The following is a 24624-nucleotide window of genomic DNA, read 5'->3' as shown; positions in this document are numbered from 1 at the left end:
ATATGTCTATTAAACAAATTTAGCTTGCCTAACTTAAGGCGTATGAGGTTTTAAATGTCATTTCAAACAGTGCTACATGAATCAGGTCAAACGGGATTATTTTTTGGCTCTTCTAATGAGCTAAACAAATACACTGAGCATCACAACAACGCGAGCAAAGCCAAAATCGATTACATTATGGCTCCGGCGAAAGATTTTTTGACTACTCATACTGCAGATACCCCATCTACATTTACTCAGCGCTTTAAGGCTAACGTAACGGCTATTGAGGTGCTTAATGCTTTACGTTCACGCAACAGTGCCCCTACTCGTAAGGAGCAATCTAAACTCTCCCTATATTCAGGCTGGGGGGCTGTAAGTCAGGTTTTTGATGAAGCTAACACGAAACTAAAAGCAAAACGTGAACAAGTAAAGTCGTTACTAAGTGATCAAGAATATTCAAGCGCTCGGGCATCAACTATATCAGCCTTTTACACACCTTTTTATTTAAGCCGTGGCATTTATGATTTGCTCGAAAAAGCAGGGTTTAAATCAGGTAAAATTTGCGATACTTCTGCTGGTGTAGGTGGGTTGATAAGCCCAATGCCCGATGCTATGTATACAGACTCAGAAGTGACCCTTGTAGAGTTGGATAATTTAAGCTCAGAAATTTTAGAGCACTTATACCCTAACGCCACAATTTATGGTGGCAAGGGTTTTGAGCAGCTTAATTTAAAATCAAGTCAAGACTTGGTTATACAAAACCCACCTTTTGGGGCTGCTAAAGTATTTGATAAGTTTGATTCATCGTTATCAGGCTTGAGCTTACACAATTACTTTATATGCAAAGGCTTAAAGGCATTGCGTGACGGTGGCTTAATGGCTGCTATTGTTACAACTTCATTTTTTGACTCTAAATCAACAAAAGCACGTGAGATTGCAGCAAATTTAGCAGATCTAAAAGGTGCCATTCGTTTACCAAAAGAGGTGTTTTTAAATCACTCTGGCGCTAACGCTTCTGTTGATGTGTTACTTTTTCAGCGCTCAAGCAGTGCCTGTGCATCTAATGCTAACTGGGTTACCTGCACAGAAAAGCCTTTAGCTGGTGGCGAGTCTTACTTATTAAATGATTACTTCGTTCAAAATCCAAGTGCTGTTTTAGGTAGCATGGAAATTCAAAAAGGCCTACAAGCCAAGCAAGTGCAGTGTGTTTCAAACTCAGTGGACCTTGTTTCAGATGTAAAGCAGGCGTTAAATAGCCACTTCCCAGCCGATATATACAGTAAATGCGACCAAGTAGAGTGCGCTACCTTTATTGAGCCTATACATGCTAGCGTAACCGGCGGCGATTATATTGCAGAAGGTGGCTATGCCATTACAGATGATGGTCAGATTGCTGTTAGAAAAGGTGATTATAGCGATCAACCCGTGTTTGAAGTTATGCAAGCATTATCGAGCAAGCGTGAGCAGCGAATTAAAGCCATGGTTAAAGTGAAAGAGGTTTTTAATAATCTACTAACGCTTGAGCGTGACGATAAGCCTGATGCTGATATTGAAAACTGTAGGTTAGAGCTTAACGCTGTGTATGATGCATTCGTTGCTAAAAACGGTTATTTACAAGAAACGGCGAACCGCCGAGCGTTTGGAACCGATCCATTTTACGCTAACTTAGCTAGTCTTGAGGTTGACTTTCAACGTGGTGTAACTAAAGAGCAAGCTAAGCGACTAAATGTTAAACCTGTTAAACCAAGCGCATCAAAAGCTGAGATTTTTAGTGAGCGTATAATCAAACCATGGGTTATGCCTACTACAGCTAGCAACCCAATAGACGCAATGTGGCTTGTTTGGAACTATAGCAATGAAATAGACCTTAATAAAATTGCTGCGCTATGTAACGAGAATATTTATACCGTTAAAAACGCTCTTGTGGGGAGCTTTATATTTAAAAACCCTGAAACCTCAAAGTTTGAATTTGCAGAATCTTACCTATCAGGTGATGTTAAGCGCAAACTGAGTGTTGTAGAGTCGCTAATTCAAAGCTTACCTGAGCTTGTAGTTAATTATGATGCCCTTAAAAAAGTTCAACCTAAGCATATACCAGCTGTTGATATTTCAGTAGAGCTTAACGCTGGCTGGCTACCTAGTGATGTTGTTAAAGAGTTCATTAAGCAACTACTAGAATGTAGAGTGGATGCTGAGCACACTTTAGGTCAATGGCATGTCAATCTAAGTGGTGTAGCTTCGCTTGTTGATACAAAGCAATATGGTATTGCTGATTACCCTGCATCTAAAATAATTCCTCGCTTATATGCTAATAAAAGCCTAATTGTTCGCACATCACTACCTAGCGGCGGTACGTTAGTAAATAAAGAGGCCACACTTCAAGTAGAAGGTATCGCAACTGAAATTAAAGCGCGGTTTGAGGACTGGGTGTGGAGCTGCCCTACTCGCAGAGAAAGGCTGGAAAACATTTATAATGAGCAATTTAACCGCCATGTTCGCCCTGTTTATTCAGGTGAAATGTTAGAATTTCCAGATCAAAGCATGCAAATTGAATTGCGCCCCCACCAAAAAACCTGTGTTCGTCGCTCATTGGAGCAAGGATCTTTACTATTAGATATTGCTGTCGGTGGTGGTAAAACATTCACTATAGCTAGTATTGTTCACAGCTGGCACAGGCTTGGGATTAAAAATCGCACGGCCGTAGTTCTTCCAAATCACTTAGTACAACAGATTGCGATTGAGTGGCTACGCCTTTACCCTCTTGAAAAGCTGTTAGTTTTAGCACCTGAAGATATGAGTGCATCAAAGCGCCGTGAAACCTTAAACCGCATAAAAACCGGAGCAAAAATAGTTCTTATTCCTGAGTCTACTTTTAAGGCCATACCGCTGCCTGCTGAGTCAGAAAAGTTACTAATAGAAGAGGAAATAGCAGAAGCTAGAAATGCTATGGCGCTTTTAGGAGATAAGTTCTCTGTTAAAAGAATAGAAACAAAATTACGTGATTTAGAGTTTAATTTAGAGCAATTAACAAATCGCAAGTCAAAAGACGAAACGCTTGATTTTGGCGAGCTAGGATTTGATTCTTTATGTGTAGATGAATCGCACGGTTATAAAAACTTATGCTATAACACGGCTGCATTAGCTAATGTTCGCGGAATGGGAAACCCGAAAGGATCACAACGCGCTTGGGATTTGTTTGTTAAAACACGTTACCTTAACCAAAAATATGATCATGCTGGTATTGTATTTTCTACTGGTACACCTATTAGCAATAGTATAATTGAATTGTTTACTTTACAAAAATTCCTTTGTTACGACGACTTGAAAGCACAAAACATGCATTGGTTGGATACTTGGGCCGATTTATTTGCTAGCTGTACTACTGAATTTGAAATCGACGCTACAGGTGCAGGTTTTAAACCAGTAACAAGACTCCGCCAATTCATTAATTTATCTGAACTACAAGCCAAATATGCATGTATTGCAGAAACGGTAACAAAAGCTCAATTAGATGATTTCCTACCTAAACTTGAGGGTGGTTATAACTTAATACCACCTTTAGCGGGTGGCAAACCAAATACAATATTTGTAGAACCATCTAATGAACAATTTGATTTTATACAAAACAACTTAGTTGGCCGCGCTAAAAACTTCAAACAGTCACCAATTGAAAACGACAACATGTTGTTGTTAATGTTTCATGCTCGCTGCGCCAGCTTAGACCTGCGTATATTAGATCCATTAGCAAGTGAAAATCCAAACTCAAAAGCTCGGGCTTGCGCTGATGAAGTAATTAAAATTCATAGAAAATATGAAAATGTTAAGGGTACCCAATTAATATTTTGTGACCTTTCAACACCAAATAAAGGAAAAGAAAAGCTACGCAAACAAATATCGGATTTAAAAGTTAAAGCCGCTCAAGGTGATGATGCAGCCGTTAAAGAGCTTGAAGCAATGGGTAGCGATCAAGTTTTTGCTGCTGAATCTAATTTCTCTGTTTATGAGGATATAAAAGCGAAGCTTATTGAGGGTGGCATACCAGAGCATGAGATCGCTTTTGCTCAAGATTATAAAACCCCTAAAGCTAAAGAAGAGTTTTACTTACAAATTAATAACGGTGTAAAGCGTGTCGTAATTGCAAGCACTGCTGTTATGGGAACTGGGGCCAATGTTAATAAACTGGCTGTTGCCGTGCATCACCTAGATCCCACTTACAAACCTTCATGCATGACACAGAGAAGCGGCAGAGTGGAGAGGCAAGGAAATCTCATTTACCAGTCAAACCCAAGGGATTTTGATGGAATTATTGTCAATTACTATGCCACAAAGCAGAGCCTAGACGCGTACCTGTATCAGGTATTACAGAACAAAAGTTCATGGATTGAGTCTTTTAGGTCTTTTAAATCAAACGAAAGAAAAATAAGTGACATAAGCGGTGACACTATGACATTTGCAGAGATAAAAGCTGAGGTGTCAGGAAATTATTTATTGTTAGAGCTTCTTAAAGTCAAAAAAGAAGTAGAAAGGCTAAGTTTTCAACAAAAACGCCACCAGCAGCAACAGCATCAATATGAAGGTTCTATTAAAAAGTTAACTCAAGATTCTGAGGACATAGCAGACGCAGTAGAAAACATAAAAAAAGATATGGCTCGTTTTGAAGCTAATAAATTACCAAAGGGTGTGTTTAGTGCCGTGGTTGGTGGCTATCAAATAGATAAGTTTACTACAGCTGGTGAGCTTCTATTACAAGAGCTTAAAAGCTTTAGGTTTAACAAGGCAGAATCAGTTGAAGTCATGCGGTACTGTGGGTTTGTCATTGATATTGAGTCTACTTTTCGTGGTTATGAATTTGTTATACGTGGTAATCATGCATACAGAACAACAATAAATGCTAATGTGCAAAAAAGCCCAAATACAATAATATCAACGGTAGTTAACTTACTTAAAGGTTTATACAAACAACTTGAATGGCAACAACGCCTTTTAAACGAAACTCAGATAAACCTTAAAACGGCCAGTGCTGAACTAGGAAAGCCGTTTAATAATCTCGAAGCTTTAATTGCTGCAAAAGTACGTTTGAATGAAATAAAACACGAACTTATGGAGTCAGAAAATAACACTGCCGGGCAAACGGCATAAAGCTAGTTAGAGTGTAAATGTTAGGCGGTAACTTTGAGTTACCGCCTTTTTATTTTAAAGCGATACGCTATGAAACAGGAATCCCCTCCTTTCCCGACTTGTCGGGCGCGAAGCGAGGTGGATGTTAGTTCTTCTCCTGGTCACGCATTGACGTTAAGAATGTATACCCGATCAACTTAATCTTTCATTTGTAAATAGCTTCATAAACCAACAATTAAATAGTGGGGTTGCGCGTTTTCGCTTTCGTGGATAATGGTTAGTAACCAAGTAGGTTTTACCTACTACCCAAAACCAAATAACAACTGTGGGAATGAAAGTATGCAATCAATGGCACAAGATAATATGAGTTCAGCTGTATCGAGCAATGTTGTTACAGCTAGTATGGGCTTTGACTTTACGCAAGTAGCATCAGGTACACCTATGCTCGTTTGCCCTACCCTAATCAGTGATTTAAGTGTTGGCGGTAATAAGCGCCGCAATAAACAACGCTCAGCTGAGTTTAAAGAAAGCATTAAAGCAAAGGGTGTTATTCAGTCTCTTAGCGTTAGACCAAGCACAACCAACCCTAACCGCTTAGAGCTTTGCGCTGGTTATGGCAGACGCGACACCGCTTTAGAGCTTGGCTTAGCTAGTGTGCCAGTTATTGTTAACTCTTTTTCCGACAAAGAATCATTAGCTATTATGCTAACCGAAAATAAGGATCGAGAAAATATCTCGATAGTAGATGAAGCCGATTTAGCTCAATCGTATTTAAGCTTACACGATGGAGATTTAAATTCTGCTGCACTTCACTTAGGGTTAAATTTAAAGGTTTTTCGTGAGCGCCTTTTACTCAAGCGTTTAAGTGAAAATGTCTTAGAGAAACTAGCAGACCCAAGCAATAAATTTTCTCTTGGTCACGCACTGATTCTGTCTACCTTCGATGAAAAAACACAAGAACAAACTTTAGAAGCAATACTTGCCGACCCACAAACCTACACAGTGAAAGAGTTAAAGCTAAGAGCATCTAAAAGGCAGTTAAACCTCAAAACAGCACCATTTGATACCGCAGACTGCCAAAAGTGTCAGTATAACACTGGCGAACAGTTTGACTTGCTTGGTGATAACGAATGTGAAGCGAAATGCAGCTTGCCCTCATGCTTTAATGAAAAAGCACAAAGCTGGGTAAAAACAACTCGAAGCCAAGAGTTGGAAGAAAAATATGGGCGCGTTATTTTATGGGAGGCAAAACCTGAAAATGATAGGCGCACAGTTACAGCAGAGTCAGTGGGTGATAAGCAGTTTGCTGATGGATGCATGAGCTGCGAAAGCAAGTGTGTTGTAGTTGATGATCGCCCTATGCGTTGGGGTAATTATATTGTTGACCAATGCATTAATACAGATTGCTTTACTGAGCTTGCAGCCGCAAATAAACAGGTAATTGAAGATGCGAAGAAAGCACATGAGTTAAAGCAGTCTGTTGATATAGAAGCTAATACAACTGAGCATGAGGCCAGTTCTGATGTTGATGCACAACAAGAAAAAGTAGCTATAAAATCACGACAAACTGAGGTTTCATTAAAGCGAAAAACTAGCGCGGCAGCTCTTGAAGATTACAGAGCGCAATTACGACACTCAAGTGCTAATGTTTTTCTACAAGATAAGCGATTCAGAATGGCTATGGTCTTAGCTTCGCTTTGTAATATTTCAAACTATAAGCCTGAGTGTTTACAGGGGCAACATAAAACATTTAATCAACAAGTTATGGTTTATATGGGTCTTGACTCAATTACCATTCAGAAAGAAATGGGTAATGCTGTTGTTCATCATGCAACCGCTGGTGGGCGCGAAGGCACATGTCCTACTGATCTTATGATTGATGCACTTGCTAGTCGAGAAGATGGGTTGTCTATTGCTACTGCTGATTGGCTGCCTACTTCAGATCGCCTAAACATGTATAACATAGCTCAAATTCAAAGGATGTGTAGTGATGCGGGATTTAATGATAGCTACGAACAAGCCAATGGTGAGGGGTCAATCTCTTTGTTGTTCAATAGCCGTAAGTCTGAAATTATTAAGCAGATAATGGGGTTTGAGTTTGATTGGTCACACTACGCCCCGACCGATTATCAGGATTTGTTAAGACAATAAACTACAATAAAAAATACTTTTATAAAAAGGGCTTTAATGCCCTTTTTTGCTACTTGCGCGTTTTTAAATCCATGAGAAATTAGTAACAGTAAAGAGGCAACCAACCTCTATAACCTTTTAATTAACTACTGTGGATTTATAAAATGAACATTCAATCATTATGCTCAACCATTAGAAATGCTGGACTAACTCGCGCAATTATTACTGTAGATACCAACGGTGATGATGTTGTAGTTATCGTAAATATCCCAAGCGCATCTACCGATAGCTCAGGTGTGCAATGCAATACAAAGCCTATGGAGCTGCGTAAAGCCTTATCTGTTCCAATGCGTATTATGGGTAAAATCGCAGAGGTTGACGATGAAATCAACCAACACTTCACAAAATATGCTGAGGGCTTTGTACCAGCCGCTCAAGCTTTACCTGTTGCACTTAAAACTAACGCTCCTGCTGCGGCCACCAAAAGCAAAGACGCTGCCGAAAAGGTTACTGCTGGCGTTACAAGTAAAGTAAAGAAAGATGCTATCAAAGTTGTTGAAGCTCCTAAGCCATCACCTGTTGAGGCTGCCCTACCCAATGTAGAAATGAATGATAACTACGATTTCTTTTCAGACTCTGGCGCACTTTAAAATAAGGAATAATTGAAATGGCTATTTATGATAATGCAATTGAGTGGAAATTTCGTATTGGTACTACTGACATTTCTTTCCCTAACCCAGCGGCTAGTATTGCAGAAAACAAACGGCTTTTAAGTCAGCACTTCCCGCAATTGCGCTGGACTGAGATATACGAGGAAGATGCCAAGCTAGAAAATGGCTGCATGATTTTACCTGTAATTGTGCCACCGGTGAAAGTCAATGGTTGACCCTGAGTTAAAAGACATTCTTAGTCGCTGGAGCAAGCAATGTGCTAGCTCCCACGCAGAGCAGTTAAGTAAAAAAGAAATTAAAAAAGGTGTGCCAAAATCATGCAACTTGCAACTAATAACCACAGTAAAAGCTATCAAACAATTTACACCGCATTGCCCAGCGAAAATGCCAGTCGCAGAGCTACCGCCTCTACTATAACGCCACCTGCTTACATTCCTTGGTACTCGGCTGTGAAGAAACAGCCAGTGCCATTGGCGCAAGAGGTCAGGCTTGAGTTGGGTCTTGATACCGATTTCACATATAGAAGTGAAATTGCTGAAAATTCAGAGTTTTGGGAAAAACTGTGTGTAATGGCGCTAAATGAAGGTGTGATAGATAAGCACGTTGTAGGTTCATTAGTAGAAGCGCGTATTGGCTCACTTGAACAATTAGACACAGCTCAATTTATAGCTGATAAGGTTTTGCTAGCATATAGCGAACGTATAAAAAACTGTGAAAAAAATGTTCAATCAATGCTACAGAGTAAAGGTGTTCAGTGTGATTTAGCCCCTGAGCTTGACGCTTGGCGCAATGATCAATCTAAGACTGATTGGTCTTATGAGTTAACTATACATGACGAACCATATTACGGTTGCGGTGGATATGACGAGGAAAACTATGGTGGCTTGGCTATAAGAATAGAGCATGGCGCTGTTGTTTCAGCGTTAATGTTTGATATGAGTATCTATACACCCGCCTTGGCAAAGCTATTTTACAAAACCGTTAATGTTCTTTCATTATTAAGCTTTAAAGCAAATTCTTTAGAGTTTTCCGATTGCTGGGATGAATTAGGCGGTATTTGTGACGTTTTCGACAACTTAAAAACACCTAAAAGCTTAATACGCGAAATTGCATCCGCTCATTATGATGAAGTGTTAGTGCAAAAGTTAATTGATGGTGATCTAAAAAATGCCTTGGGTTTTTATTATGAGAATGACGCTAACTTAATTTCTCAGGCTGCACGATTTTATGAAGCAACTTACTTGAATGATTGGTATGAACCATTAAGTTATTTTAACGGTAAAAGTTTTGGGGCATTGGTTTTACAACTACAAGAAGAATTATTGCTAGTACGCACCAACTACCTAAATGATAATGAGCTGGTGGTTAAAAAGACCATTGCAGCCGTTTTAGATGTGGTTAGTGAAATAGCGCACAACCCTTTTGATTTAGGTGTGTGGGAGTCAGGCAGTGACGCTCACATGGAAATGTTTAGTTTTGTGTCTTTTGGTACTGAGATCGAAGATGAAACTTTAGAAGTTGAAAACTCAAATCGACAAAGTATAGGTGAATCTGGAGCTATACGATTAAACCTAGATAAAGGTGAAGCTGGGTATAAGCAAGTTGAAAATATAGCTATTGGCAATTACTGCTTACTTTTACTTGCTTCAATTCAATAGAGCTTGCGCGATTAGAAAAGCATGCATAATAGTATTTAGTTATTTAAAACCTAAACAACCAGCTTCCTGTGGAGAATATAATATGAACATTGATACGACTGCGCGTATAAAGCGACAAGAAACAAAAATTACAAAGCCTGATTTCGCTCTAGTGTTCTACAATACAGCCGACAGTGATGTGGCTATAACAAAGCATGACTTTGACGCAGATAACAACCTTAAACAAGGGATGATTATAAACCCTGAAAAACTGGCATCAATAATAAATGAAAATAAAGCCAGTAAGTCACAAAAGGCTGAAAGCCATATAAGCATTATCCCTCAAAACTTAATTTTTGAAGATTATGATACGGTTGTTTGGTATCAACCTTCAGTTTTTCATCCAATGTGGTTTCGTCTATCAAGCAAAAAACCCTTTATGCTTAGAGTTAACTGGCCTACTTTGCTATTTATTGCCAAAAAAAATTCTAATCACCTTAGAGTTCTTACGCTGGACTCTAATGAGCGGCCTACAATGGACTCTATGACATATACTACTCCACTGCCTAACCTTAACTCGGCAAATGTATTGTGCCAAGGCTCTGCCCCGCTGCCAAAGGTTAAAGACAGCTCTACCATTGGGTTAATGCAAGAAACACTATACGAAAGTGCTTTTGAAAACTTTAGGCATGACAAAGCTTTAAAGGGAAAATCTAGCGTTCATTCAGGGATTGATTTTTGGAAGGAAAAAGCCAGCAAACAAGACCGATTAAACCCAAAAGTAGAGTTGAATGAATTTGCAACTCTAGGTGATGTACTTACAAACAGAATGAACGAAGTATTTTTTTGTAATAAGTAACGGTTTAATTAGGAATAAAAATGAACAATATGATTTCAAGCTCTACTTCTCGCAGCTTTTATTTACCTGAAAGCATGACCTCTGGCGTTATTAAAGTTTTATTGATTGGCTTAGGAGGTACTGGTTCTGCTATCGTTTCTGATTTATTTCAATTGCACGGTACGCTGGTGGCAATTGGTCACGATGGCTTGCACGTAACAGCTTATGATGGGGATCATGTAAGCCAAGCCAATATATTTAGACAGCAATTCTGGTCGCATGACATTAATCATAATAAAGCCGAAGTTTTAATAAATCGACTCAATCAGTTTGGTAATACAGATTGGGTAGCTGTTCCTCGCTACCTAGAAAAAGAAGATCTTTATAATGAAAAGTATGATTTGGTAATTACCGCAGTTGATAAAGCATCTGTTCGTGTATTAGTGGGCGAAGCTTTAGAGTATCGTAAACGCATGGGCTTGTGGCTTGATTTGGGTAATGATAACCACCAATCCAACGTTTTACTTGGAAGTCAGAGCAGTCACGGTACAGGAGCCGCTAAGCGGCTACCTACCCCTTATGAGCTTTTTGGTAGTCAGTGGCGCGAAGCTTCAAAAAATGAAGAGGATGTAAATTCTTGTTCAACTTTGCAAGCTATTACAAAGCAGACCTTTGGCATTAATAGTATGACTGCTAAAAGCGCGGTTTCTATGATTTTATTTCCGTTACTCCGTAATGGCGAGTTACGCCATCATGGATTGTTCATTGATTTACATGATGCTGATATTAGTAAAATGCCTGTTGACCCCCTACAGTGGTCGCTTTATGGTTATACTGAATCTTAATTTGTTGTATGCACTGCAACAAAAATGAGGCATTACGCCTCATTTTTTTTTGTTAAAATTCTATGCTTGGTATGTATTGTAAAACCAATAGTGCTTTATCGTAAAATGAAGTTACTTTGAAAAGCCTAGAACTAGCGGTAAGGCGTTGACCAATGCAATACCTAGAATTAGGCCAATAGCGCCAGCTCTGATAAGGGGGATTAGTTCTATAGTCATGATGTTATTATCGGAAACCTATACGATTAGCTTAATTTAGTTGAGTTGTTCGTGTGTTTTGAAATTGGTTCATTTACAGAGGTGTTCACAACTATTATTTCTAAAACACTTAGTTTACTTTCAAAATGCTGAATTATTTTTCTGGTTGTTACTGCGCTAAATATGCTGACAGTTAACAAGCAGAAGATAGCTAGCCTTGTCGCGTCCATTACACCTTCAGATACCCCAAGCCACTCAACTAGGTTCGGTGGGTATATTGATGAAACACCAAGAATAATTATTACGCAAAATATTTTCTTTAAATGCGAAATAGATTCATTTTTACATGCTGTTACACACATAATTGCTGTGTCTAACTCTGCTTTAGTGAAACGCTTTAGCTGATTGTTTGTCTCATCCATGCATTAATTCTCTCATCATTGCAGTGCAGGAAAGTAGCTTTTAAAAATTCAGATGAATTATACCTGAACAAAACAATCGTGTCTTACACTATTATTTGATCGCGTTAAACTTTCTGTATGTTATGCGCTGACTTATAGAGTGGCAGGCTTAATTTACTTTGCTTTACTTGCTTTGCTTCGTAATTCATTAATTTTAATGTAAGTACAAACCAAATTAATCATTGTCATCATCATGAATACATTTATTAGTAGCATTAATGCTTCGGGTAATCTATCAGGAAGGCCACCTAGCTTGTCAGGCAACAACAAGGCTAATGAAAATAGGATAAGCGTTTTAACAGTTAGTGATATGAAGTGCTGTATCGCACTGTTTGTTAGGGCTTTAAGGTGTCTAATCTGTGGGTTCGCCAATGACTTATTTGTTCTTCTGATGTTTCTCATGCCTACAATTCACTTTTTACCATTCATTAACGTATAACAATGTTATTTCATTGTGTTTAGTGAATTATACCTGAACTATCCTGCGAGTTTAATTTAATGTGTTTAACGGGTTGCGCGTTTTAATATCTCGGTATAATAGAGTGTAACTAGAACGATAAAGTAGAGCGCCTTATGAACATTGACATTAAACAGTTAGACTCCTGGGATACTTGGGAGCAAGACTTAGAAAATTCAGATTTAGAAATTAAAGATAAAGTTAGAAGCTCTGTAGATGCAGTTTATAACGAAATACTTTTAAAAGGACTAACTCTGAAAATTGGATCATCAATGGCGAAGGACTCTACTGTAGTAACTTCAATTGTTTTATTGGCTTTAATGAGAGCTAAGCGCAACGGTGACGCTATATCTAGCCATCACTATTTGGTTCATGTAGATACTGGGATAGAGAACCCAGAGGTGAGAGCTATGGCTGATGAGGGTATAAGTCAATTAAAGGCGTTTATTAAAACTCATGACTTACCATTGCAGGTTTATGTAGCTAAGCCTAGCCTAACATCATCATGGCCGTCTAGGGTTCTAGGTGGTCGTGGCTTGCCTACTTTCGTGAATACAAAGTATAGACAGTGCTCGCATGAATTGAAGATAAACCCTGCAAATAAAGTTGATTCCTTGCATAAAGAAACCATGAACAAAGAGGATAAAGCAAATGTCGTGCTACTGCTAGGCAGTCGTGATCTTGAAGGTTCCCGCAGAGCAAGCAGCATTGCTAACCAAAACGGGCAAGAGCTAAAAGTTACAAAAAGCAAAGATAATAAAAAACTAGCTATGTACGTTATTAAGTCATGGACTGCCGCGAATGTATGGGAGTTTTTAACATACTCAGGCGATTCAAAATTCACTATTCTGCCAAGTTACCAGCGTAATTTTTATAAGCTGGTGGATCTATACAGAGATTCAGGCGGTGGCGAATGTGTGATTTTTCAACCTGACGATGAGTTACAATCTGCGCTAACTTCTTGCCAAGCAAGACATGGTTGCGCTTTTTGCCTTGCTTCAGGTACAACTGACAAAAGCATGATTTCGTTGCTTGAGTCTGATCCTGCTAAGTACAGCTACATGAAAGGTTTAAATAGAGTGCAGCAGTTTTTAGCTAAATCACGTTATGATTGGAGTTTGCGCCACGTTGTCGGCAGAACTATTTATGACGGGGGTTACATAAAAATACAACCCGATGTTTACTCACCTAAAACACTCAAAAAATTGTTACACGCAATTTTAAGTTATGACTACCTTGAACAGCAACGCGCTGCTAGCCTAGCTAGTAAATTGGTTAGCGGCCAAGTAGAAGATAACGAGTTTAACCAACAGTTTTCAAAGCCGCAATTTCAAATAATTGATGAAAGGCAATTAATTGCAATCGAGTTTTTATGGTCAATGCATCACTTTCAGAAATTGCCGTTTGAAGCTATTGAGTTATGGCACAAAGTTTATACGCACAACGAGCTAGAGCTGCTTGAAGAAGCGGATACAATGCCTATAGTTGAAAGAGTGCAACAACCCAAACCGATGTGGTTAAAAGTTGATACGTGGGCTGACGGTTCAAATATGGATGGCCTTTCCGATTTTTGGACTGAGCTAACGTACTTTGATAGCGAAGCCAGTCAAACTCATCGTGTTATAAAAACAAATGAAGGCAACCGTAGAGTAGTTGATTATGTGGACACTGAAGTTTTTGACGTTGATCTTGATGTCGCTAAATTTATTGTTTGGAATGAGTATAAGCAACTGAATGCGGATAAGCGCGATGGTAATTACAAGCCATATTACTCAACATCATATTTGTTACGCATGGGTGCTGTTACCCTTGGTAAAGGTCAATCTGCCCGATACCACACAATGGCTCAACGGGGGCAAGCATATCACCGCATGGGCGTAACAGGTGATGTAACAATGGAAAGTATAGCGAACGACCCAAAGTTAAAACCGCTACTCTTGAATGACAGTGAATATAAAGTTTTAGCTAAAAAGGTTGCTTCTGAAAAAGCAGCCCAACAGGAAATTGAAAATGCAGAAGCTAACCGTAAACTAGCTGTAGATGCTAAACGTAAAGCTTGGGTGAAAGCAAACAAAGCTGAATCGAAAGCAGCTAAGCGTTATAAGTTGGAGTATCAAGAGCAAAGAAAGCTATTAAACGAGTTTAAAACATTGTTCATATTAGCTACTAACATTCATGCGAACATGCAAAACATGATGTATAACGGTGAGGAAATACAATCTATTACACGTATTTTAGTTAATCTTAAAAATGAAATATCTACAGTCAAAAGTAAATTCAATAAAAAATTTGATGTTAAATCAAAAAAATATCAGTTGCTAAAGAACAAAGAGTTTCAATATATTTTAAATACTGGAGACTTTGATTTATTTGAATCTGATCACATAAAAAGGTATGCAGAGAGCCAGCCTTTAGCTTTAGAACTTGAATTGAAATATGCGATAGAGCATTTAGTAAATGCTCTATCGGAGGTGGCAAAGCCAGTATTTGAAGTAAATGGGTATATTGATTTAGGTGTGCCTAGCTGTGTTTTAGTTAAGTCAGAGCAAGCCGAGTTTGATTTTGCTTGATGCTTATAGTTAAAGCTAAGTTATAGGCTAAACTTTAATTAAAGCATGACCAACAAGGTTTTGCCCCGGCACAAAACCCCAAAAGCGAGAATCTTGGCTGTTATCCCTGTTGTCGCCTATCAAGAAGTAATGGCCTTCAGGAACTAGCCACTCACCTTTAGCCATGTTTTCTTGAATATAATAACTGTCTATTTTACTTGGTTTATTTTGGTCAGCTAATACTTGATAACCACCACTTAATATAACTTCTTTATTGTGCTTATCTCTTATTATAAGCTTTTTATTTTGGTAGATTACGGTATCTCCTGGTATACCAACTACGCGCTTAATATAATTCATGCCTGGATTGTCTGGTAAGCGAAAAACCACCACATCACCACGATTAGGGCTACTTAGCTTTACTAGCCTCTTGTGAAATAAAGGTTCATGTATACCATATGCAAACTTTTCAACGAGCACCTTGTCACCTGTTTTGTAAGTCGGGTTCATTGAATCGCTTGGGATGTTGTAAGGCTCAAAAAGGAATGAGCGAACAAAAAACACAATAAATAACACATAAAATAGAAAAATGTATGTAGTAACAAGTCTTGGCCTTTCCGCTGCCAGCTGTTTTGATTTGTCCATCCCTAGTGCTAAACCTGTGGCCGCTCTACTTCGTGCGGGTTGCCACTTAAATACCTCTAAAGCATAAATTGCACCCGTAATTAATGTGCTTATTGTAAGTATTAGATTAAATAAGTTGATCATATTTTAACTTCGTACACGCTCATCATTGAATTTGTAAGAATTATATCAAATCCATTAAGAATCTCACTAAAAAAACCAAACACAGTCTTGCGGTATCAATCTTATGCGTTTAGAATACCCTTAGTTGATGTTGATCTTACAGATGCCCTACCTTAATTAAGTGATTGAGAAACCCAGCCAAAACCTAGCTCCCCCGCTAGGTTTTTTTTATTGCGCGATTTGAAACCTGATACATAATTAATCTATTAAATAAAAAAGATATGGATTAAATATGAAACTGTTATTGTCTAAAGAAGTTAACCTTTTATCTAACCAAGAGCTATCAAGCTTATGTGAATACCTTAACGCTGAGTACCGCAAAGGAAACCCTTTAGTCAGTGATCATGAGTTTGATTTCGTCTATATGAAAGCTCTCTCTGAAATTGACCCAAACCACTCATTGTTTACGCTCCCACAAGAAACGAGCGCTGTAACAGCTAAAAACAGAGTAAAGCACCCTGCCCCAATGCTATCAACAGAAAAAGCATATGAAACGGCACAGCTTGAGTCGTTTATAGTTCGCTGCGAAAAAGCCGCTGCTCAAATGGGTTTAAATCCATCTGATTTACAATTTAAAGTAAAAGCTAAGTTAGATGGTATTGCTGGCCGCATTACCGCTAATGGTGAGCAACTAGTTACGCGAGGTGATGGGCAGTTTGGCACAGATATAACTAAGTTGATCCATTCTGGCTTACGTATAATAGGTAGCTCTAGTGTGGCTGGTGTTGGCGAGGTTGTAGTTCCTCTTGATTATTTTGAGCAAAACCTTTCAGCTCACTTTTCACATCCACGCAACTTTATCGCAGGCTTAGCTAGTAGTGATAACTTTAATGAGCATGCTGAAAAAGCTCTTAAAGATGGGGCAATACATCTAGTTTTATATAAAGATATGCCGCAAATAACAGTTAATAGCGCCGAGTTATTGGAAAACCTTGATGCATTAGTACAAGAAACAAAGATTACGTCTAATTATATGCTTGACGGCACTATAATTGAAGTTGCTAACGATGAGCTAAAATTATTTATGGGCAGTTCATCAAGTAATCATTTTTGGCAAATTGCTCTAAAGTCCGTTGGTGAGGTGGCACAAAGCTCTGTTAAAGAGATCGTATGGCAAGTTGGTAAATCAGGCCGATTAAGTCCTGTAATCAACATAGAGCCTGTTGAATTAAGTGGTGCGGTTATATCGAAGGTAACGGCACATCATGCGGGTTATATTGTAGAGCATGGTTTAGGCAAAGGTGCATTGATGTCTTTAAAAAGGTCAGGTTTTGTTATACCACAACACATCAGAACTGAAGTAAAAGTAAATCCCGATTTACCAAGCGAATGCCCTTGTTGTGCAACGCCTGTGGTATGGAGAAAAAACACTTTTGGAGTTGATACGCACCTTTTTTGCGAGAGTGATAATTGCTCTGCTCAGTCAGTAACTAAAATCATTCATTTTTTTCAGTCTGTTCAAGCTGATCTCTTTGGGATGAAAAGTGTAGAAAAGCTAGTAGCCTCGGATTATGTGTGTGTCGAACAAATACTCTTAATGAACGAAGAAGCTTATATGGCGGTTGGCTTCGGTGCTGGGCAAGCCAGAAACTTTGTTGCAGAAATACAAAGGCTAAAATCAGAGCCTTTACGTGATAATTTGCTTTTAGCTTCATTAGGTATATCTAAACTAGGAAAAGGCGACAGCAAGAAGCTATTAGCCCGCTACCGAATCAATGAGCTGGGTGACATTAAGCCTTGCCAAATTGAAGAAATTGCCGGTTTTGGCCGTATTAAAGCAAATTCTATTGCAAAGGCATTGGTTGAGCAAAGTGAAACGCTTACGTTTTTACTAAATCAAAATTTTAATATTCAACATACTATGGATCAAGTATCAGCTCCCGCTCCAGCTAAAGGTGATGAGGGATTATTAAATGGTATAAACATAGTATTCACTGGCACTATGAGCAGACCCCGCGCAGAATTAATTGCTGATGCAACCAGTAAGAATGCATGTGTTCAGGCGAAGGTAAATAAGAAAACCAACATATTATGCTGCGGGGAAAAGGTTGGGAAAACAAAAACTGATGCAGCAACAAAGTTAGGTGTTGAAATAATCACTGAGCAAGAGTATTGGGATCGTTATTAGTTTAAGACTTTTAATGTTCGAGTTGCTAGACTTATAAATAGTCTAGCAACCCTTTATTCTAAAAGGCCTTTGGTTGCTCTTTCAAAGAAATTCGCCAGTTTAACTTTGAACACTCTAGCGAGAAATTGTATATAAATTCTGAAACTTTGTGTGGTGGTTTATCTTTGTTTTTTTCATACCATGTTGACAACATAATAGAGCCAGCTTGCAAAGGTCTAAAGTAATAAAAGTTTTCGTACATGGCATGATTAAATTGAATAAATAAATTATCCATAAATTCGCTCAAGTCTGTGTCAATATAATTATTAGCTACCTCTTTCATTTGTCTGTTTGGCATAACTATTTTATTGATAATCTGCTGATCTAAAAAATCTTCATATCGCGTAAATGCCATCGTGCTTTTTAGCTCACCGTTTATTACTTTAACGTGTGCATAAATTGGTATTGCTGCATTGGGTGGTTGAATAACCTTTTCTAAATCAAAACTTAGCTCTGTAGAACTCATGTAACATCCTCTTTTTTAGTTACTGTTTAATAATCATTATTTTTAATTTAATTGCTTACACCATATTAGTTAAACTTTAAAGGTTAACTCTAGCTCTGAAAGTGCATTTGCATCTGATGATAGGTAAGCTCGTATGATGCACATTGCCTGATTGTGACCATATGCAACAAAGCAAGCATACCCTGTCTCTTTTAAAATATTTAGCATATCTATTTGATGGTCTTGGAGTGCGGCTTTGGCCGCGCCTATTGTTTTGTAGCACTCTACGGGTTTTTTGAACTCAATAAACAAACCGTGAGAATTATGTTTTGGCAATAAAAGTTGAACATCTGGCCAGCCAGCTCTAGTACCACTCGCTATTAAACGCCATCGCTCAGCCTTTTTTCTAAAACCGCCATTTGGTACAGCAGCTAATAATTTGTACGCCAATGGAAACTCATCGTATACATCAGCAAAAAATAAAGTTTGCTCATAATATTCTCGGTCTTTTTTTATTAGCTCCGGGTTGTTGTTTAACCGAGTGATTTCTCTGCGGTGACAATTTACATTGTCGTTTGTTACCTTTTGAATTTCTTTACGAGCATTAACGCCTAGTGAACTTGGTAAGACTGATCGCTTCTTACCGGTTGCTGCACCATATTTTGACAGCGAAAAAAGCTCTTGCCTTTCTGTTACTGATAAAACAGCCATTTAGCTCTTAACCTTATAATAGCTTTCTGAATACGCACTGTGTTGCTCAGAGCCATACCTGTAAGTGTTATTGTATGTTTTACCACTCTCAGCTTCTAATCGGCCTTTTTTGTAGGCAAGGCCAATTAGGATCATGTTTACTAATGGTTTTACTGGTAGTGCCACGATTAAGAGTATTTGTGTAATGACAAGCCATTGTGCTGCATCACTATAAATAGACAGGCCTATAATCCCCACCATAAGTAGGTTGAACTTATAGGGAGCTACTAGAACCCTAACGTAATATAGGCAGAGCATTTTGATGGAGTCTCTTTTATTTAGATCTCGGTTAGAGTGTTGCTGCAACTTACGCTCTAACCAATCAAAAGCTAAATATCCAGATACTACTCTCATGAAAGTGCGTCACTCTTTACATTGGCGTTGACTGCTAAAGCTTCGATTTCTTTAAAGTTAACCGGTAGATTTTCTTGGTAAGTGTCTGTGATTCTTCCACAATGCGATACATCTACATATCTCGATTTAATGATCCCACTTGCTAACTTAAAGCTTATACCAACAGACTTACCTGCACATTTAGATTTAAGAGTTTCAATTAACTCAGAAACATTTGAGCATTCATATTTATTTTGGAAGTTTTTTATAGTAAACATTTCTCACCCTCAGAATAAAAATTTATAAAATCTTTCTTAGTAACTTTAAAATTATGTAGCGCTGCCTCTGTCATGGCCAGACATGCAGAACCCTCATTGCCCACCAAGATGAACTCTGTTGTTTTTAAAACATCTAACCGCCAGCTATCGAGTTCTAAGCTCTTAGGCTTGGTAAGCGCGTACAGACCAATAATGGTATTGGCAAGAATCTGTTTGTTTTGAAGGGTCCGAGCTAGCCTTTGGTAAACTTCCGAATCCGACATTAATTCTTCGTTGTATGGAATTATTCTGCTGTTAGGCCATATTAAGCCATGCATTTTAGATAGGATTAGCCACGGTAAACTTTCTTCTTCTAGCACATTTTTACAATTTACAAATGCTTGATCTGTATAAATCTCTTGTGCTGGCAAGACATTATGGCCTTCACTTTTGTTACCCGTTGCTTCAATTATATAAAGCTTTCTCATAAATTAACCTACACAAGTTCAATTTCTAGCGTTATTAACTTAATTAACTCGGCAATAAAATAGAAATTTATATTATTTAAATTAGAATGCTTGCACATAAACAAATATAAGCCCCTCAATGACAAGCAATTATCACCCTATTTCAAAACAATAATTACTTACTAACAGTAATAGTGTTTCCATTAGAATTATGTTTCTATAAGCTGAATATGTTAGTGACATTATATACATTAAAAAATTAAAAACGCTAGTAATTGATTGTGTAAGAGTCACTATAAAGAGAAATTTATCAGAGAAATCTAATTGGGCAAGGTTTGATATTGTTGTTGATACACCACCTGATACATTGCTTGCTTTGGATTTGAACTTTATGGGTAAACGATTTACATTTGATGCGCCATTTGCAAGCGAGGTGCGCGGAGACGAATTGTGCTTCGATATTGATGTAGGTCAGACGAGGCATATTTCAGTTTGGGTTTCACCTGGAGTCTGATAATTATGCTTATTGCGCGTTTTGATAACTTTGGTTTAATAGTTATTAATATTAATCATCAAGACGAACGTACATTAAATGAAAAACACTAAATTATTAAACGATATAAGAGCGTTATCATCTGGAACAATTAACTCAATAACTCGAAAAGAATCTATATTTTCCCATTTGCGCTGTGAAAGCTATGACGTTATTACGAGCATACATAGATCATTTGTAAAGTTTGCTGAAAACAACTGTTTTAGTGCATCCTCTACATGGCAAGATGTATGGGCGGAATTTCTCATGGCTAAAGGTGTTATTAATCAATGAAATCACTAAGTATATTTATTCTGGCGGCTATCTCAGCTTTAACTCTCAGCGGTTGCATGACAGTAAACAGCTTTAAAACTACCTATCAGCCAATGGCAATTCAGTCCAACTTGGAGGATGTGGTTTATCTCCGTGAAGGACAGCAGCCAAGTATTGAGGTAACTACTAATATAAAAAATGATGTTTATAACAAAGTATCAAACGGCTTTGTCTTGTTGGGGTACTCCTCCTTTAACGCACCGCTACAGTCGATTTCAAACGTGGTTGAGCAAGCAGTTAGCTTGGGCGCAACTCATGTGCTCACTCAGTCTGATTATACTAACACCGAGATTAGCACGCACTTGAAAAAAGTAAGCGACAAGGTAACTTTGATAAAGTCTGAACAGGTAAATAGCAAGTTTCATGTGGATAGTAATTATGGCCCATTAGAAAATAACTCATCATGCAACCGATGTGGTGATCAGGGTGTTGAGCAGTTAACTTCATCTGCTACGGCTTATGTTACAAGAACAGTACCATATACGGTGACAAACAGAAGGTATGATCAAAAAGCTTACTACTTTGTTAAAAGTACACAAAAACATAGGTTTGGTTTTAAGTTTACAGACTTGCCCTTAGATGCAGCCATAGAACTGGAGCGCAATACTGGGGCGCTGGTATCATTGATTTATAAAAGAAGCCCTGCTTTCTACGCCGGTATAATACCAAACGACATTATTGTTCGTGTAAACCAAACTAACATTGCCGATTCACAACATCTACTCGATATTCTTTCAGCCTACCCAGCTAATTCTAAGCAATGCGTAATTACAATTTTGCGCAACAACCGAGAGATTGTTATTTCTCTAGCCATTTAGTTATATTTTTTCTGCGGCCACAGTTCATGCTCTGCGGCCTCCCCTGCTCAATCTGTTGTCTATAAATCCACCAGCCCTATTTTTTAAATTTAATAAAAAAAATTTAGTTTTTACCTATTGCGCGTTTTGGCTTTCGACTGACAATTGTTAGTAATTAAACAACTTGTTGGGAGTCATATTGTGAAAGATAAAATTATTCATGAGTGGTATTTAGAGCATAACGATTCGAGTATTAACAGTCATAAGTTCTATGAAGTCTTAATTTGGCAGAGTGCTAATCGCTATAGTGTTACTCGACGGTTCGGTCGCATTGGCACTAATACAAAGGCAAAAGAAGTTGCTGTTTTTAGTGATTTCCATTCGGCTCAGTTAAAAGCTACATCACTTGTTGATTCAAAAACCATAAAGAAAAGTGACCCTTATAAAATAGTAAGGGATAAGCGTATAAATGCGTTAACAGCGCCTAGCTCATTGAAGCAGGAAGCACCTGAAGTAAAGGTTGTTATTGAAGAAGTACCTGATGAGCAGTTTTGGGGCGGCATGGCTCTAGCTTAAACGTAACGCGCAATTTAACGGTTGCGCCCCTTTTTAATTAGTCGGAGGTTATTAAATATGATGGTTAAAATCCCTCGCAATGAGGCATATGGGTTGTTGCGCAAGCTAGAAGTAGTGCCATGCATTAACCAAGAGGAAGAGGCTGTTAGCTCGAAGCTGAAGCACTTAACAGCTGGAAAGCTTGTTGATCAAATGCAGTCTTATGCTGATCACACAAAACAGTCTATTGAGCTAGGCCGTAGATGCCGTGCAGCTGGACTAAAGTTTTTCTTTGACGCTGGTCAAAGAGTTCAATTCAGAAAAAAAATGGGGAGTTAGTGATGTACGTATTAGAAGTTGATGAGTTTGGCGATGAGTTTGAGTTTCATACTATTACTGTTCCATTTAGAGGTGGTAATGGTTTTGCCGGTAGTGAAGAGGTTAATCTGTTGAATATATGCTGTAAGTCACGCTTAAACCGCAACAATGGTTTGCAAGCGCTTGGCTATACAAAAGCTAGTATCGTAAAAGCTAATCAAGCAAGTGAAAACTTAAGTCGTGAAGAAGCAAAGAAAATCATACTAGATCAGTTAAATGGTGATGATTCTTTGGTTTGCTTTTCAACTGTTGTTAGCTCTAGTGGGCATCGTTGCTTCCTTTATGGTGCGCTAGTACGAAAACCGGGTGTTAAAGCCGATACAATGAGTTTGGCTTTGCATTTCACACCTAAAGACGGGTGCTCAATAAACGTTAAAGATGTTGAAGTGATTAGCAGCCTACTCCCACCACCACCAAGCCCCATTAAAGTTGAGGTAAATGGTTTTTTTATAAATTTGAGTTGTAGCAGAGAAGATGTTGCATTGCTCCAACGTCACACTGGCGACTTAATGGCGAACCTATATAGATACTTGCTAGAAAGCGGGTATGAAGGTCTATCAGCAACGGTTCAGTATAAATAATCTGTCTGATGCACAACGACTACTAGATAAATAATTGTTGTGCAATTTTATAAATTTATTAATGAGCATTTACAGTGTGTAAAATTAAATCGAGTACAAATCAAGAATCATGCATTTTCTGTTCTTCTACAAACTTGGCCTATAACTCATTAGATCTGGTCGAAAATATACTTTCTTTTGATGTAGATTGTCGTGATTGCTTCTCTACTACAAATGTTGCTTTTACCCTTCATGATGTCACTTTAAAGACATGTGGTGATAATCATGCTGTTTCATTAACTGATGAGCAGCGTGAGCGATACTTGCTATCACCTCAGTCTTGCCCTGTTTGTCAGTTTTATAAAGATGAATCCACCGAAATTCAATTTGGCACTTTCAACTGTGATCAAAAGCAAGGTCACATGATTGGGAAATGCCCAAGTTGCGACAGCAGTTGGCTTGATAGCTATGAGTTAAAAGACATTACAATAGTTGATCTGGGTAAGCTTGCTAATGCGTGAGACTAGTCATTATATCGAGTTTAAAAAAATTATCGTGACGATCTGAGGGCTATATGAATAAGCAAAAAGTTTTTCAAGACGAGTTTGGCAGCCTGTGGTTCCGCTCTATACTGCCAATTTGGTTAAATCATAAAAAGGCTAGTCAGGCTAGTGCAGCGAGAAGATGCTGTAATGGTCAACCAAGCTTAAACGGGCTTCCGATACCGGGTAAGTTTATCTCTTGCTACTTGGGGAAATAGATGGGCTTAAACTCTCAGACACTCAACCACGAGTTTAATTCTTAGCGTTATTTTTGGAAGTTAAGTATAATTCATGGGTACTTTTTATGTGGAAAACTAAAAATGGTTAGTTCAAAAAATCTTATTAAGCTCCTTTATATTTCAATGTTTATTGCAGGTATGTCATATGCCTACCTGCAACTGTTGCTGCCTTTATATTTCCTATGTATAGGTATAGCTGGGTACGTTATAGCTCGAAGGGCTGAAGGTAATACTTTTCATTATGCTAAGCACTTGCAACGCACGGCGCTAATATGTTTCGGCATATTTACTTTTGCAATACTTGCTTTAATGGTTGGAGTTTATATCGACTTCTTGCTTAGCTTACCAATCCCAGAATATGAGGTACTACAGAATAACCCAGCTGAGTTTGTCCAGTTAGCCAGAAACCTACAGAGTATGTTCGGTATATTCTGCTTAGGTGCATTTGGCATTTTAGTATTTAGAGCTTTCAAATGCATGAGCTTCATGGCAAAAGATGAGCCTATATAATTTACTGAACTCAGTAACCTCAATATTAAATTGCTACCGTGATTTCATTTAACCTAAAAATTTATCCCC

The 24624-nt window shown here is 38.2% G+C and carries 21 protein-coding genes; 14 read left to right on the top strand and 7 right to left on the bottom strand.

Translation table 11 applies throughout. The annotated features are described in order from the left end of the window. Nucleotides 1-54: 54 nt before the first annotated feature. The 7 genes from H5058_RS10490 to H5058_RS10460 all read left to right on the top strand — a co-directional run bounded on the left by H5058_RS10490 (nucleotide 55) and on the right by H5058_RS10460 (nucleotide 11221). Entirely contained in the window at nucleotides 55-5121 is a 5067-nt protein-coding gene (locus tag H5058_RS10490; RefSeq protein ID WP_182678067.1) for an Eco57I restriction-modification methylase domain-containing protein, read from the top strand. A 318-nt stretch (nucleotides 5122-5439) separates the two neighbouring features. Continuing rightward, the gene (locus H5058_RS10485) at nucleotides 5440-7251 is read left to right on the top strand and encodes a ParB/RepB/Spo0J family partition protein (RefSeq protein WP_182678065.1); all 1812 of its coding nucleotides are present in this window, start codon (nucleotides 5440-5442) and stop codon (nucleotides 7249-7251) included. 143 nt (nucleotides 7252-7394) lie between these two features. Next, nucleotides 7395-7880, top strand: a complete 486-nt coding sequence (locus tag H5058_RS10480) for a hypothetical protein (protein ID WP_182678063.1) — start codon at nucleotides 7395-7397, stop codon at nucleotides 7878-7880. Nucleotides 7881-7897: 17 nt separating this feature from the next. Next, nucleotides 7898-8116: a hypothetical protein gene (locus H5058_RS10475; RefSeq protein WP_182678061.1), complete on the top strand. Its 219-nt coding sequence runs from the start codon at nucleotides 7898-7900 to the stop codon at nucleotides 8114-8116. Nucleotides 8117-8218: 102 nt separating this feature from the next. Next, nucleotides 8219-9559 (top strand): hypothetical protein, encoded by a 1341-nt coding sequence (locus tag H5058_RS10470; RefSeq protein WP_182678059.1) that lies wholly within the window; start codon nucleotides 8219-8221, stop codon nucleotides 9557-9559. Nucleotides 9560-9641: 82 nt separating this feature from the next. After that, nucleotides 9642-10397, top strand: coding sequence for a hypothetical protein (locus H5058_RS10465; protein WP_182678057.1), 756 nt, complete (start codon nucleotides 9642-9644; stop codon nucleotides 10395-10397). Between the two features lie 20 nt (nucleotides 10398-10417). After that, a complete protein-coding gene (locus H5058_RS10460) occupies nucleotides 10418-11221 on the top strand; it encodes a PRTRC system ThiF family protein (protein WP_182678055.1) in 804 nt (267 codons plus the stop codon). Between the two features lie 242 nt (nucleotides 11222-11463). Here the strand turns inward: H5058_RS10460 and H5058_RS10455 are convergent, their stop codons facing one another. After that, entirely contained in the window at nucleotides 11464-11838 is a 375-nt protein-coding gene (locus tag H5058_RS10455) for a hypothetical protein (RefSeq protein ID WP_182678053.1), read from the bottom strand. Nucleotides 11839-12450: 612 nt separating this feature from the next. Here H5058_RS10455 and H5058_RS10450 point away from each other — a divergent pair. Further along, entirely contained in the window at nucleotides 12451-14904 is a 2454-nt protein-coding gene (locus H5058_RS10450; protein ID WP_182678051.1) for a phosphoadenosine phosphosulfate reductase family protein, read from the top strand. Between the two features lie 27 nt (nucleotides 14905-14931). Here the strand turns inward: H5058_RS10450 and lepB are convergent, their stop codons facing one another. Beyond that, entirely contained in the window at nucleotides 14932-15528 is a 597-nt protein-coding gene (gene lepB / locus H5058_RS10445) for a signal peptidase I (protein ID WP_182678049.1), read from the bottom strand. Between the two features lie 394 nt (nucleotides 15529-15922). On the opposite strand from lepB, the gene H5058_RS10440 reads away from it, so the two are divergent. After that, the gene (locus H5058_RS10440; RefSeq protein WP_182678047.1) at nucleotides 15923-17818 is read left to right on the top strand and encodes a DNA ligase; all 1896 of its coding nucleotides are present in this window, start codon (nucleotides 15923-15925) and stop codon (nucleotides 17816-17818) included. A 58-nt stretch (nucleotides 17819-17876) separates the two neighbouring features. Here the strand turns inward: H5058_RS10440 and H5058_RS10435 are convergent, their stop codons facing one another. The 5 genes from H5058_RS10435 to H5058_RS10415 form a co-directional block, all read right to left on the bottom strand. Then, entirely contained in the window at nucleotides 17877-18323 is a 447-nt protein-coding gene (locus H5058_RS10435; RefSeq protein WP_182678045.1) for a hypothetical protein, read from the bottom strand. Between the two features lie 69 nt (nucleotides 18324-18392). Beyond that, on the bottom strand, nucleotides 18393-19013 hold the full coding sequence (locus H5058_RS10430; RefSeq protein WP_182678043.1) for a VRR-NUC domain-containing protein: 621 nt from the start codon (nucleotides 19011-19013) through the stop codon (nucleotides 18393-18395). Then, nucleotides 19014-19406 carry a hypothetical protein gene (locus H5058_RS10425; protein WP_182678042.1) on the bottom strand — a complete coding sequence of 131 codons (393 nt, stop codon included), beginning with the start codon at nucleotides 19404-19406 and terminating at the stop codon, nucleotides 19014-19016. After that, nucleotides 19403-19663 carry a hypothetical protein gene (locus tag H5058_RS10420; protein ID WP_182678040.1) on the bottom strand — a complete coding sequence of 87 codons (261 nt, stop codon included), beginning with the start codon at nucleotides 19661-19663 and terminating at the stop codon, nucleotides 19403-19405. The genes H5058_RS10425 and H5058_RS10420 overlap by 4 nt, the downstream gene beginning before the upstream one ends. Next, a complete protein-coding gene (locus tag H5058_RS10415; RefSeq protein WP_182678038.1) occupies nucleotides 19651-20130 on the bottom strand; it encodes a DUF6884 domain-containing protein in 480 nt (159 codons plus the stop codon). Before H5058_RS10415 ends, H5058_RS10420 begins: the two co-directional genes overlap by 13 nt. Before the next feature lie 801 nt (nucleotides 20131-20931). On the opposite strand from H5058_RS10415, the gene H5058_RS10410 reads away from it, so the two are divergent. The 5 genes from H5058_RS10410 to H5058_RS10390 all read left to right on the top strand — a co-directional run bounded on the left by H5058_RS10410 (nucleotide 20932) and on the right by H5058_RS10390 (nucleotide 24555). Beyond that, nucleotides 20932-21792 carry a PDZ domain-containing protein gene (locus tag H5058_RS10410; RefSeq protein WP_182678035.1) on the top strand — a complete coding sequence of 287 codons (861 nt, stop codon included), beginning with the start codon at nucleotides 20932-20934 and terminating at the stop codon, nucleotides 21790-21792. 180 nt (nucleotides 21793-21972) lie between these two features. After that, nucleotides 21973-22347: a WGR domain-containing protein gene (locus H5058_RS10405; protein ID WP_182678033.1), complete on the top strand. Its 375-nt coding sequence runs from the start codon at nucleotides 21973-21975 to the stop codon at nucleotides 22345-22347. A 320-nt stretch (nucleotides 22348-22667) separates the two neighbouring features. Next, nucleotides 22668-23285 (top strand): hypothetical protein, encoded by a 618-nt coding sequence (locus H5058_RS10400; RefSeq protein WP_182678031.1) that lies wholly within the window; start codon nucleotides 22668-22670, stop codon nucleotides 23283-23285. A 74-nt stretch (nucleotides 23286-23359) separates the two neighbouring features. After that, the gene (locus H5058_RS10395; RefSeq protein ID WP_182678029.1) at nucleotides 23360-23785 is read left to right on the top strand and encodes a hypothetical protein; all 426 of its coding nucleotides are present in this window, start codon (nucleotides 23360-23362) and stop codon (nucleotides 23783-23785) included. Between the two features lie 341 nt (nucleotides 23786-24126). Next, a complete protein-coding gene (locus H5058_RS10390) occupies nucleotides 24127-24555 on the top strand; it encodes a hypothetical protein (RefSeq protein WP_182678027.1) in 429 nt (142 codons plus the stop codon). Nucleotides 24556-24624 lie beyond the last annotated feature (69 nt).

This window comes from Pseudoalteromonas sp. SR45-4 (genome assembly GCF_014163535.1).
In the GTDB taxonomy this organism is placed as follows: domain Bacteria; phylum Pseudomonadota; class Gammaproteobacteria; order Enterobacterales; family Alteromonadaceae; genus Pseudoalteromonas; species Pseudoalteromonas nigrifaciens.
The sequence above is the reverse complement of the archived record's forward strand: the minus strand, read 5'-3'. Positions and strand labels throughout refer to the sequence as shown.